The organism is Rahnella sp. CG8 (assembly GCF_023701875.1).
GTDB lineage: Bacteria > Pseudomonadota > Gammaproteobacteria > Enterobacterales > Enterobacteriaceae > Rahnella > Rahnella aceris.
Map to the genome: position 1 here is coordinate 1 of NZ_JABAED010000055.1, position 12130 is coordinate 12130.

Genomic DNA, 12130 nt, shown 5'->3' on the forward strand with positions numbered 1-12130 from the left:
ATATCACTCCTGAATTAATTGCAGTCAATAGAGTATGGCACTGGCTACTTCAGGGAGGGGCGTCCATAACATCACTACAACTGGAGCAAAACATTTCAGTATGGGCACAGAGATTATCATGCCCGGCAAAGAAATACCGCTTCATCGTCATATGCATTCAGAAGAAGTGGTAGTGGTCCAACAAGGAAGTGTTGAAGCAATATTGAATGATAAGCATCAGGTTATTGGCCAAGGGGGGATGGCTTATGCACCGCCAGATACGTGGATGAGCTTTAAAAATATTTTTGAAATACCCGCCACAGTTTTATGGATATTCTCGACACCAGGTTTTGAAGAATACGTCAGAGAAACATCTGTAAAAAAAGGAGAAGCTGTGATTCCGTTCACCCCTGATGAACTGACTCATGTCCGAAAACGTTATCTGCAACTGATAGAACTCTCAGCACCATTCGACGTTAATTATCCATCCGATATCGATTAATCTTGTAATCTGGAGATGACACAATGAGCTCACATTATGACAACCCGCTAGGCTTAGATGGTTTTGCCTATGTTGAATTTGTATCTGATAAGCCCGATTACTTGAAAGACCTTTTTGAAAAACTTGGATTTGTTTATTACTCAAAGCATAAAAATCTTAAAATCGATTTATTTCGGCAAGGAGAGATTAATTTTCTGATCAATAAAGAGCCATCCGGTTTTCCACAGAGATTTTTACAAGAGCATGGTCCAGGTGCATGTGGCGTTGCTTTTTTTGTTAATAATGCAGCGTCAGCATTTGAAAAGTCGATTACAGCGGGGGCAAAACCGGCTGCTAGTGAATCTCGTCCGGGAGAAATTATGGTTCCCGCCATAGAAGGAATTGGCGGTTCAAAAATTTATTTCATAGAACGATATGAAGCACCTCATGATTTTTTTGATATTAATTTTGAACCATCGTATTTGTCAGACAAAGAAACCCATGGATTCGGATTAATCTTAGTAGATCATCTGACAAATAACGTTTACAGAGGCAGGATGAGTTACTGGGCTGATTTTTATACAAAAGTTTTTAATTTTCAGCAAATTAGGTATTTTGATGTATCAGGGGAATATTCAGGACTTCATTCAAAGGCTATGGGTGCTCCTGATGGAAAAATTAAAATCCCGTTAAACGAAGAGGCTGAAGGAAGCAATGGACAGATACAAGAATTCCTCAGTAAATTTAACGGAGAGGGTATACAGCACATAGCATTAACGACTGACAATATCATTGAAACCATTGACAAAATAAAGAGTAAAGGTCTTCCTTTGATGACACCACCTCCCGATAAATATTACAACCTCGTCGATACTCGTTTACCGGAACATGGTCAACAGTTAGATGAGTTACATCAAAGAGGAATACTTATTGATGGCAACACCACCGATGGGGAGAAAAGACTTCTCCTGCAAATTTTTTCCGAAACTTTGGTCGGCCCACTATTTTTCGAATTTATTGAAAGAAGAGGAGATAATGGCTTTGGCGAAGGGAATTTTAAAGCATTGTTTGAATCAATGGAAAGAGATCAAGTGATTCGTGGAAAGTTAAAAACCAAGGAAAATTAAGCATCTAAGTACATTACTAATTCATCAGGGATGATGGATTTCCATGCACCCAGAGACATGTCATGGGGGTAATAATGAAAGTGGTCATTGACTCATCGGATGAAAAACTTTTATTGCTATACTCTTTTATTTGCCATACAGACATTTCGGAAATAATAAAAATCGGTTTCACTTCATCAGAGGCGATTAATATTAAAAAAACGTTTGATGATATCAAAAAGATGTTGGTAGATACAGGCATAGTTAAACTGAAAAAAAATGGATTTTAAATTTTTTCATTCAAAACACATGATTATAGAAGGTTAATTAAAATGCAGGAACACAATAGCAAAGTAGCACTTATCACCGGTGGAAGTCGCGGAATTGGCGCGGCGATAGTCAAACAATTATCCGCACAAGGTGCAAAAGTTGCATTTACTTATTCAAAATCAAAAATAAATGCAGAAAAACTCGTTAAAGAAATATCAGATCTTGGTGGGCATGCTATCGCTATCCCCGCTGATTCAGTTGATGTGAAAAATATCATTTTGGCCGTAGAACAAACAGTGTTTTTATTAGGTCAATTAGACATTTTGGTTAATAATGCAGGGCTTTTTGCAACAGGAAAACTTCATCAATTATCAATGGATGATTTTGATCAAACTGTATCAATAAATATTCGTGCCGTTTTCGCTGCTTCATGGCAAGCGGCAAGGCATCTTCCGGACGGTGGAAGGATCATTTCCATAGGCAGTTGCTTGGCCCCGCGTGCAGGTAGAGCAGGGATCAGTCTCTATTCAATGAGCAAGTCGGCCTTAGTGGGACTCACGAAAGGGTTAGCTCATGATCTCGGTCCGCGCCGTATTACCGTGAATTTGATTCAACCTGGCCCTACTGATACAGATATGAATCCGGCGAACAGTCCAAAAGCTGTAAAAACACTTCAATCCTTGGCATTACCTGCCTATGGACGTCCTGAAGATATTGCGGCTATGGTACTACATTTAGCTGGCCCGGGAGGAAATAATATTACTGGATCTGTGATAGATATTGATGGTGGTTTTAATGCTTAACCTGATAAGCAAAACACTACATTCATAATCTTTAGAACGGGATCATTTGTCTATTTCAATATTTTCAGAAGAGATCCAGAAAAATATTTAAATGCATGGTGCAACTGTTTTGAAAGAAAACCTGAAGCGATGCACATTAGCAATTTCTTCGAAATTGAATTTACTCGCCTCACGCCACTTTTAAATTCATGCGGGCATGAGTTTAAAAGCCTTAAACCTATTACCCAGCGATAGATTTTTATGATCGGCTTAGCACCGAACAGGTGTCTGAATGGATCCGCTACCGACTGGAAAGGGCTTTCCTGCAATAAATCGCTCGTATAGAGTTACTCCAAAAGCTTTTTTCAACCGCTGTAGGTGACGAAAAGTGATGGCGAGAAAATAGTATGAAATATAGCAATTTCAGACTTGTCAGCATCTCGTTAAGGATATGGTGCATTCTGGTGAGCGGAGACATGCTGTGTATATCGGGAAACGACGTCCAATACGCAACGGGTATACACACCTTATGCGATGCTGGTTTTTCCTTGGCAGTCATCGGGCTGATGACCCTGGCATGGATCGATAAACTCTACTTCGTCGCTGCTAGCTGATACCCAAAATTTTTCTGGCAAGCGCGAAAAGATCCGCCGAAAATAGCTTCGCTAGAACGATACATTGCCAAACCACTATCCGAGGGCGTTGCCATCATTGCGTTCTCCACAAGGCCGTGTAACTCAGAAACAGTGTTCGGGTTTGACGGCACGCAAAGTTAGCCAATCGTCAAACGGCTCGAATGAAAAGAGTAGGTATTGCCGTTAGCACCAACGGCGGCGAAAGTTAGAGGCTTTTATCGACGATGAATATTTATGATCGGTGTTATCAGCAACTCAAACAGACCGGTCAACAGGCCTGGACTGGAGAGGGTTATGACCGTGCTTGGCGAAAACTGACCGCTACCCTGCAATCACTGAAGGATGACCAAGTGTTGCCGGCCGCCGGTAGCGTATGTCTGGAACTGGGATGCGGTAATGGTGCCATGGCGTCGTTATTTATGGCGCGCGCGGGCTATCAAGTTTATGGGGTCGATATTTCTCCTACCGCCATCGGCTGGGCACAGGAAACCTTTTCCGCTGCCGGCTTAGCCGCTGATTTCCAGCAAGGTGACGTATGTACTCTGGGCATGTATCACGATCACCAATTTGACCTGGTCTTTGACGGTAGTTGCCTGCACTGCTTGATCGGAGACCAGCGACAGCGCTGCTACCGGAAAATTAAGCGCATCCTGAAACCAAATGGGGTGTTTATCGTCAGCAGCATGTGCGGCCAGCCGAAAAGACCGGAGGATCGCCAGCACTATCACGCAGAAAAGCATCAGTTAATGCGTCAAGGGCAGCCCTGGCGGACACTGATGCCTTTGCCGCGGCTGACAGATGAACTGGCCGCCAGCGGCTTTATAGTGTTTAAAACCTCGGTCAGTGAAAACCCGTGGTGGGATCACGCAACGCTTTGCTGCCGGCTGATCTGAATAAAACTCATCGCCGTAAAACGCATGATTTACTGCAAAATATTGCCTACCCCCGTATTTTTCTCTTAATCTGGCGGTAAAAGTTTAGCCCTTTAACAGAACCGATTTTGCCATGACTGCTCCGATTTTATCCACAGACAGGCTAATACTGCGTCCCCTGGTACTTGAGGATGCACAGGCGATACAGCAACTGGCAGGCGATCCCCGCGTCGCGATATGGACTACCAGTTTCACCACCCCCTTTAGCCACCAACAGAGCGTTAACTGGGTCAACCGCGCTATAAATGCCATGCAAGCGGGGCAAGCTATCAGCCTGGCGATAACATTGAGCGAATCGGCGAAATTAATAGGTGTCGTCAACCTCAGATTGCCCGAAAATGAAAGACCCCAATTAGGTTACTGGCTAGGCGTGGCATACTGGGGAAAAGGGTATTGTACTGAAGCGGTGCAGGCGTTACTTCGTTACGGTTTCAGACAGCTTGGGCTTGAGCAGATTCATGCTCGCTGTTATGACAATAATGTCGCTTCAGAGAAAGTCATGTTGCGCTGTGGCATGCGAAAAGAACCAACAGCACCGATAACTGAGGAAATCAAGGGTCTCCCGGTAAGGCTGGTGAACTACAGCATAAACCGTTGCGATGGGCCTATGTGATTTTCCTCAATTAACTTCTTGCTCTGAGGCTCTGAGCAAGAAGTTCAAACATCGTTGGCAGGCATTATTTAAAAAAATTTATCGAATCAGCTGACTGAACTGTAACGCCATGTCCGTCTAATTTCAGCACCGGTAGAATATTATTATGGTGCGCAATGATTTGTTCAAAAGACAGGCCGCTTTCGTCGCAGGTGGAATGACCATCCCCAATCAGCGTCACATCAAACCCCAGCGCCACGGCGCGGCGTACCGACAAATCCACGCAATATTGTGATAGGAAGCCTCCGACCACCAGATGCGTTACTGCTATGGATGTTAGAACCGACCGAAGCTCGGTATGGTAAAAGGCATCGCTGGTAGTTTTACTGATAACGCGATCGTTATCATCAACCTGAAGTGCCTGATGGATTCGCCAACCTTCACTTCCTTGCGCCAGGCGATGTCCTTCGATTCCAGCATGTTGAATGAGAATCACAGGGATACCGGCCGCGCTAGCCCGATCCTTCACCTGCCGGAGGCGTTGCATCGTCAGTTCAAAATAATGATCTATCAGGGGCTGTCGCGCCGGGATACCGACTCCCCGCAACACATCACGTTGAACGTCGATCAGTATTAGTGCGGTTTTCATTAAGCTAAGCCTTGATGGTTAGTGATCCTCGTCGTCTATTAGATAAATGGCGAACAAGTGCGAGTGATGTTATGTATTAGCCCCCTAATGATCCAGACACTTTGACCCGCTTAAAATACGAGGTAGTCTTAAAGCTATGTTTAAGCCTAGTCAAAGTGAAATCATGGGTACTGTTCTTACTGAGCCAGAGCGACGTCGCCGCCGCACTCCGCAGGAAAAGATCGCCATTGTTCAGGAGACCTTCCAGCCAGGAAGCTCCGTTTCTTTTGTCGCTCGTCGTCATAATGTCAATGCCAATCAGGTCTTTAAATGGCGTAAGCAATACCAGGATGGTAGCCTGACGGCGGTCTCTGCCGGCGAAGAGGTTGTGCCGGCTTCTGAGTTAAACAGTGCCATGAAACAGATCCGCGAACTCCAGCGTCTCCTGGGTAAGAAAACCATGGAAGCCGAGATCCTCAAGGAGACGGTTGAATACGGCAAAACAAAAAATGTATGGTTCGCCCCTGTTTTGCAAGTTCGCCTTTGACCGAATCAGTTTGCGTAAATGTATCCGACCTCTCGCGAGTCAGCCGCTTTTGACGGCAAGGCCATGATGGGATAGGTGAATTGAACGTTGTAGCGAAACTCTGGGGTTTCGCAGCGGCCTACACTATTTTATCTATGACGTACCCTGAAGTTCCAACAAACCAAGGAAAACTCATGCGTGCGATGGTGCTTACTCAATTTGGTGGTGTGGAGAACCTGCAACTGCAGGATTTACCCATTCCTCGTCCACAGCAGGGTGAAGTTCTGGTCAAGATTGCCGCATCCAGCATCAACCCCATTGATGTGAAGACACGTCAAGGACAGGGAGCCGCCAATTTCACGCAGGTGACGCCCCCCATGATCCTGGGATGGGACTTGTCCGGCACGGTGGTGGTGTGCGGGACGGGCGTCGAAGACTGGAAGCCTGGCGACACCGTGTTCGGATCGGTGGGGTTTCCCGGCCTGGGCCACGCCCATGCCGAGTACGCTGCCGTGCCATCGGGACATCTGGCGCGTAAGCCTGAGAATGTCTCGCACAAGGATGCCGCTGCTGCGTCCATGACAGGCCTGACGGCCTGGCAGGCGCTGACCACGCGCAGGCTCGGGCCGGGCGACAAGGTGCTTGTGCATGGGGCCTCGGGCGGTGTAGGGCACATGGCCGTGCAAATCGCCCGTGCCTTCGGCGCACAGGTTACGGGCACATCGTCAGCGGCCAACAGGGAGTTCGTGCTTTCGCTGGGAGCCGCCCATCACATCGACTACCGCGTTGAGGCATGGTCGTCCTATCCGAGGGATTTCGATTTCGTGCTTGACACCGTGGGCGGCGAAGCGACACGGGCTTCGCTCGGGCTGTTACGCAAAGGCGGAACACTGGTCAGTATTCTACCGGGGCAGCGGCATGAACTGGCCGAAGCTGCCGCTGCCCACGGTGTGCAATTTCACTTCGTGCTAATGCACTCGGATGGCGAGGACATGGCAGCAGTTGCCGACCTACTCGCTCGGGGCCTGGTACAGCCCGCAGTATCACACTGGCTGTCGCTAGATCAGCTTGCACAGGCGCATGTCTTGCAGGAGAGCCGGCGTACCGTTGGCAAGATTGTGCTCGTGCCTTAAGTGACGCAGGCTACCGGTATCGGTCGCTAACCTCCTCGAAGTAATGAGGCGCGCGGGATAGTCGGTGGTTTGTAATTGGTTAATATGCTGTAGCTGAATCCTTTCAGCTAAAGCGTGTTCATGGCCGACAAAAGGGGTAAACTGGTGGGGACCGGACCGATCCAATCAGTGGCTCTATAAGGAATAGCTATGATGAAGTGTGTAACTACCAAGGATAAAATCATTCTCGCCATATTGCTTGGCCTGATTGCCGGCGCGATTTGCGCCATTACTAAGTTTGGTTGGGAAATCCCTTTTCCACCGCGCACCGCGGCACGGGACCTGATTAATCCCCCGCAGGAAATACTGCAACAACTCGGATTTACTTTCGATTTTACCCACACCACCTATTTGTATAATGGCAGCCTTCGCCCCATAATCAGCTTTATTATGCATTTTGGCTTTTCGATTACCTTCGCCATGTTGTATTGCATCATCGCCGAATTCAAACCGGGCGTAAAACTGTGGCAGGGCGCCATCTATGGACTGGTAGTCTGGTTCGCCTTTCACGTGGTTATATTACCCTTGTTCGGCACTGTACCCGCCCCATGGAACCAGCCGCTGGCGGAGCATTTTTCTGAAATTACCGGCCATATGTTCTGTTTCTGGGTAGCCGAACTCGCCCGCCGTGATCTGCGTAACCGTTTTACCGGCCAGATCGAACACGCATAATCCCCTCCCTCGGTCCGTCGTTTCAGTACCCGCCATACAACCAGACGGCGGGTGCTGGACATAACTCTCCGGCAGATTAAAATGTAGTCCCTTTGGTTTTTAGTACCACCGTCAATGAGGATCTCCGGCCAGTTTTTGCCTCGCATAGATGACAGGTGGCATATCGCCAAGTGAATTATGCTGACGTTACTCATTATATTCTGAACGCCAGTTTTCTGTTAGTCACGGACTTCAGATAGTGTCCGGAATAGGTACATATTGAGTATTTCTGTTCGCAGCGTTTTGTTAAATCGCTCGATAAATACGTTCTGCATCCGGACTGCTTTCATTTTTTGCGCCGCGTGAAAAGTACCTGACACTCGCCAGCGGCTCTCGCTGTGCAGGCCGTGTCCAGAGCGCCTCTTTGAAATCAATTTCTTCTCAGCGGGCAAAGCGCAATTCACTGGAATGAACAAAAAACAGCAGGTTGAACACTACGGCTAATCGGGTTAATGCCCGGCCCAGATAATTGTCAATGCGGTCCAGCAGTTCAGGCAGTCGTTCAAGAGGGAAGTGCAGGATAATGATTTTTTTCCCGCAGCATAATCGCCCCGGCTAAATCCGATGCCGGGTTATGCTTGATCAGATGCCAAAGCCAGAGTGTTTATTGACTTCTTGATGAAGAATGTCAGAAAAAGGGTTCTCCCGGCCATGTCATAAACGCCTTTGTCGTCTATGGCCTTGATAAGCTGCGCCAGATGGTGGGTTTCGATCTCCGCGATATCCATTTCGCCAATGTCAGGGAAGGAAAAGAGCTTGGGGCAGGTAAGAATTTTATCCGTATGGCTCTCCGACCTGATTTTGAGTCTGTTGGAGTGCCATGCATGCAATGGCAGTATGTTTAAGAACGAGGTTATTCCAACAAAAAATGAGCGCGCATTCTGGCGTGTGAATAACGATCTCGATGGAAGAGTTTAGCCGGTGGAAAATTTATAGGCTGTATCGAGTGTATCACTGTTTTTGTATTTCGTTCTTACTCCGGTAACGCATAGCGCCACGCTAAGATGACGATTGGGTTAATTATTTGAATTGTCATTCTCATTTATCGCTGTATTTGCCACAAAATCAGGAAGCTGAGCAACGCTATTACACCCAGGCTGAAACCCGCCATCAATACCGCTGCACTCCCATTCTGGGAAAGGATGATCCCGCCGACTAACGCGCCGCTACCAATGCCAAAATTGAAGGCGGCAACATACAGCGATGACGCTGCATCAGGCTGGTTTGGCGCCATTTCGATGACCCAGCTTTGTAATCCCACAATCAAGATAGCGACGGATGCCCCCCATAACGGCATTGCCAGCCAAACCCATCCAGTCGTCCCCGTCAACAGTAGGGTGGCCTGGCTGGCAACCACGCCAAATGTTGCGATCAATGCCAGAATAAATGGCCTCAGGGCCAACCAGCCTGCCAGCCATGTCGCCACGACACCGGCGACACCGAAAACCATCAATATAATCGCATGGCGGTTTTCCGGAAGATGAACAGTTTTGGTCAGGATGGGTACCACATAGGTATATCCAACGAAATGGGTTGTCACTGCCAACACGGTAACCAGGACGGTGACATAAAGACTTGCCGGTCCCCGCGGTAAACCGCACACAAAGGTTGATGCAGAAATGTCCCGGCTTACAGGCAAAAATCTGTAACCAAGCCACAATGCCGCGCCCCCCAGTGTGGCATAAGCAGAAAAGGAAACACGCCAGCCCATCCAGTGGCCTACGGCGGTCGCTGCCGGAACACCTGCGACCAGGGCCAGCGAGATACCGCCCAGCACCCAGGCCGTCGCACGACTGGCGGGTATGTCAGGGTACAGGCGAACCGCGTAGGCGGCAATGATCGACCAGAATACGCCGTGCGTCAGGGCAGTGATTAAACGCAACATTATCAGTAGTGGAAAGGTCGGAGTTAACGCAGCCATTCCATTGGTCAGCGAAATGATCCCCAGCAAACCCAGAAATAGCGTGCGCCGGGGAATTCGTTGGGTTGCCAGCGTGAACGGTATCGCCGTAATTGCAGCGATCCAGGCATACCCCGTCACCAGGGTTCCGGTTCTGGTTTCCGAAACGTCCAGGCTGGCAGCAATTTGCGACAATAAACCGATGGGCAAGTATTCGGTGGTTTGTGCGACGAAGGCCCCAGCATCAGGATCATTAGCCGGGACATTCACCGTCCCCCATCACGCAGAAATGTCGTGACTAATTGAACGAACTCATCGGGGCGCTCCAGCGGCGCCAGGTGCCCACTGTCCAGTTCGGCGTAGCGCGCACCTGCAATCGCCCCGGCCAACGTCCGTGCATGGTCTGGCGGCACCATGTGGTCTTGTGTGCAGCCTATCACCAGCGTGGGTTTGGCAATACGCTTGATCTGGTTACTCACATTCAGGGTGAGGTTAAGCTCGACCTGACGCGCCATGCCTTCCCACTGATTGCCTGTGATGATGGCGTTGATGTTTTCCTCGATTTGCCAGGGACTGAGACCGGTAACGAAAGCCGGGCTGAAGCCGGTGAGCAACACCATACGGGCCATTGCTTTGCGATCATTACGGATCAGATCTCGCCACAGGCCGAACTCCAGTTGCATACGCCCGTCTTCTCCTGATGCGAATCCCGCCAGCAGTACGACAGCTCGTACATCGTCTGGATATTCCGCTGCGATGTATGCCGCCAGGCTCGCGCCCAGTGAAAACCCGACCAGATCGAACGGTGTGGCATCCGCAGCCCGGGCTGCCGCGACCACTTGGGCGGCCAGGGCTTGAACGGTCAGGGGTTGACCATCATCCGCCGTCTCGCCAGACCCCGAATAATCCGGTCGCACAACCTTCCAGTACGGTACCAACCGCGCCACTAAATGCCCCCAGTTGCTTTCCCCGTTACCTCCCGTGCCATGCACCAGCACCAGTCCGGGGCCGTCTCCATCGACCCTGTAAGAGACTTTTGCGCCATCTATTGCGATCACCGCCATGATGTAACACCTCGCTTTCATCAAAGAAAAACTGAGGGTAAACTTTGACAGTACTGTTAAGGTCAAGAAAAAAATGCAGAGGTGTGTCATGCGCATTGGCGAATTAGCTCGCCTTACTGGCGTCAGTGAGCGGATGTTGCGTTACTACGAACAGGCAGGCTTACTCCAACCAGAGCGTAAAGAATCAGGCTACCGTGACTACGGCGCTGCCCAAATACAGGCCGCTCAGCGCATTCGCATGCTGAGTGCAGCGGGTTTGAAGATCGAAACCATCCGTATCCTGCTGCCCTGCATTCTGGACAGCCTGCCACGATTTGAACCGTGCAGGGAAGTCCGGGCCGCGTTGCGCCACGAGGTCGATAAGCTGGATGAAAAGCTGCATAACCTTGGAGAAAGCCGGAAGATCGTGGCGGGGTTTCTGGATGATGTGGAAGGGGTTAGCTGTGCCAATCGAAGATCTCGGTAGCCCGAACGGCGACCCGATGGTAGCGGTACAGGTCTTTCCCTGGTGACGCGGTCCTGAAGAAGAATACCTGCACCGGCCGGTGTACATGTGTGGTGAACAGGCTCCAGTTTTAGCATACTCACCCTCAGTACTTGCATGTCAGATGGTATTTAAGGTACAAACTTGCCCTGGCATTTCCGGTGGCGTCTCGGGAAGTTTGTACTCCGTTTAGCCTGTCGCCTGTCCGTCACCGGGAATGTCGCCTGTGGGCCCAATCTCTTTTCGTCGCAACCCGAGCGTTTTCATTTGCCTCATTGAATTAACGCTGATGTTCACTTTTCGGCGAAGCCGGGTCAAACGTACTGAATTCATCACTAGATAAGCTGCGATTTCGCCAGAAAAGGATGGCAATAATTAGCCATGCACATTCATTAAAACGTATTCAAATTATCTTAGCGGTTAAGCTGTCGGCATCACTGTTATTCTGAAAACGCCACGGACTGACAAAACTGTCAAGGTTGGCATTCAGATAATCGGCCCACCACTGCATCATTTGCTGCCGCTCCTCCAGATGTTCAGCTTTGTGAATATAAGCGGCCCTGACACTGTTACGCTCTTGATGGCTCATCTGGCGCTCTACCGCATCCCTTGACCAGCGCCCGGACTCAACCAGGGCGCTACAGGCCATCGTTCGAAATCCATGACCACAAATCTCTGTTGTGCCGTATCCCATCGTGCGCAGGGCCTTATTGATGGTATTTTCGCTCATAGGTTTGTACGGTGAGTGATCACCGGGAAAAAGCAAGGGCAACTCACCGGAAAGAGCGCGTATTTCCCGGAGAACCCGGATCGCCTGTTGTGACAAGGGAACCAGGTGGGTGGCCTTCATTTTTGCGCCGCGCGAGGA

The 12130-nt window shown here is 49.2% G+C and carries 14 protein-coding genes and 2 pseudogenes; 10 read left to right on the forward strand and 6 right to left on the reverse strand.

Annotated elements, in window-relative coordinates; translation table 11 throughout:
- Window positions 1–34 precede the first annotated feature (34 nt).
- The 6 genes from HGO41_RS25275 to HGO41_RS25300 all read left to right on the forward strand — a co-directional run bounded on the left by HGO41_RS25275 (window position 35) and on the right by HGO41_RS25300 (window position 4798).
- Window positions 35–481, forward strand: a complete 447-nt coding sequence (locus tag HGO41_RS25275; protein WP_250981620.1) for a cupin domain-containing protein — start codon at window positions 35–37, stop codon at window positions 479–481.
- A gap of 23 nt (window positions 482–504) precedes the next feature.
- Window positions 505–1587, forward strand: coding sequence for a 4-hydroxyphenylpyruvate dioxygenase (gene hppD, locus HGO41_RS25280; protein ID WP_250981621.1), 1083 nt, complete (start codon window positions 505–507; stop codon window positions 1585–1587).
- A gap of 74 nt (window positions 1588–1661) precedes the next feature.
- Complete coding sequence (locus HGO41_RS25285) at window positions 1662–1856, forward strand: hypothetical protein (protein WP_250981622.1); 195 nt, start codon at window positions 1662–1664, stop codon at window positions 1854–1856.
- A gap of 42 nt (window positions 1857–1898) precedes the next feature.
- Window positions 1899–2639 carry an SDR family NAD(P)-dependent oxidoreductase gene (locus HGO41_RS25290; protein ID WP_250981623.1) on the forward strand — a complete coding sequence of 247 codons (741 nt, stop codon included), beginning with the start codon at window positions 1899–1901 and terminating at the stop codon, window positions 2637–2639.
- 838 nt (window positions 2640–3477) lie between these two features.
- Window positions 3478–4146, forward strand: coding sequence for a class I SAM-dependent methyltransferase (locus tag HGO41_RS25295; RefSeq protein WP_250981624.1), 669 nt, complete (start codon window positions 3478–3480; stop codon window positions 4144–4146).
- Window positions 4147–4258: 112 nt separating this feature from the next.
- The gene (locus HGO41_RS25300) at window positions 4259–4798 is read left to right on the forward strand and encodes a GNAT family N-acetyltransferase (RefSeq protein ID WP_250981625.1); all 540 of its coding nucleotides are present in this window, start codon (window positions 4259–4261) and stop codon (window positions 4796–4798) included.
- 64 nt (window positions 4799–4862) lie between these two features.
- On the opposite strand, the gene HGO41_RS25305 is transcribed toward HGO41_RS25300, so the two are convergent.
- Window positions 4863–5426, reverse strand: coding sequence for an isochorismatase family protein (locus HGO41_RS25305; protein WP_250981626.1), 564 nt, complete (start codon window positions 5424–5426; stop codon window positions 4863–4865).
- Between the two features lie 163 nt (window positions 5427–5589).
- On the opposite strand from HGO41_RS25305, the pseudogene HGO41_RS25310 reads away from it, so the two are divergent.
- From HGO41_RS25310 to HGO41_RS25320, 3 genes and pseudogenes are all read left to right on the forward strand, one after another.
- Window positions 5590–5919: pseudogene (locus HGO41_RS25310) on the forward strand (transposase); the annotation flags it as partial.
- Window positions 5920–6125: 206 nt separating this feature from the next.
- On the forward strand, window positions 6126–7064 hold the full coding sequence (locus tag HGO41_RS25315) for an NADP-dependent oxidoreductase (RefSeq protein WP_250981627.1): 939 nt from the start codon (window positions 6126–6128) through the stop codon (window positions 7062–7064).
- Window positions 7065–7256: 192 nt separating this feature from the next.
- A complete protein-coding gene (locus HGO41_RS25320) occupies window positions 7257–7775 on the forward strand; it encodes a YagU family protein (RefSeq protein WP_353050909.1) in 519 nt (172 codons plus the stop codon).
- Window positions 7776–7886: 111 nt separating this feature from the next.
- Here HGO41_RS25320 and HGO41_RS25325 read toward each other — a convergent pair.
- From HGO41_RS25325 to HGO41_RS25335, 4 genes and pseudogenes are all read right to left on the reverse strand, one after another.
- Window positions 7887–8086, reverse strand: a pseudogene (locus tag HGO41_RS25325) (integrase core domain-containing protein); the annotation flags it as partial.
- Between the two features lie 300 nt (window positions 8087–8386).
- Window positions 8387–8644 (reverse strand): phage integrase central domain-containing protein, encoded by a 258-nt coding sequence (locus HGO41_RS25980; RefSeq protein ID WP_502947410.1) that lies wholly within the window; start codon window positions 8642–8644, stop codon window positions 8387–8389.
- 212 nt (window positions 8645–8856) lie between these two features.
- Window positions 8857–9984, reverse strand: coding sequence for an MFS transporter (locus HGO41_RS25330; protein ID WP_250981629.1), 1128 nt, complete (start codon window positions 9982–9984; stop codon window positions 8857–8859).
- The gene (locus HGO41_RS25335; RefSeq protein ID WP_250981630.1) at window positions 9981–10874 is read right to left on the reverse strand and encodes an alpha/beta fold hydrolase; all 894 of its coding nucleotides are present in this window, start codon (window positions 10872–10874) and stop codon (window positions 9981–9983) included. The genes HGO41_RS25330 and HGO41_RS25335 overlap by 4 nt, the downstream gene beginning before the upstream one ends.
- On the opposite strand from HGO41_RS25335, the gene HGO41_RS25340 reads away from it, so the two are divergent.
- Window positions 10867–11244 carry a MerR family transcriptional regulator gene (locus tag HGO41_RS25340; protein ID WP_250981631.1) on the forward strand — a complete coding sequence of 126 codons (378 nt, stop codon included), beginning with the start codon at window positions 10867–10869 and terminating at the stop codon, window positions 11242–11244. The two genes, HGO41_RS25335 and HGO41_RS25340, sit on opposite strands and share 8 nt — an antisense overlap.
- Window positions 11245–11665: 421 nt before the next feature.
- Here HGO41_RS25340 and HGO41_RS25345 read toward each other — a convergent pair.
- Window positions 11666–12130 (reverse strand): tyrosine-type recombinase/integrase (locus tag HGO41_RS25345; protein WP_250981632.1); only part of this gene is annotated, 465 nt, incomplete at its 5' end.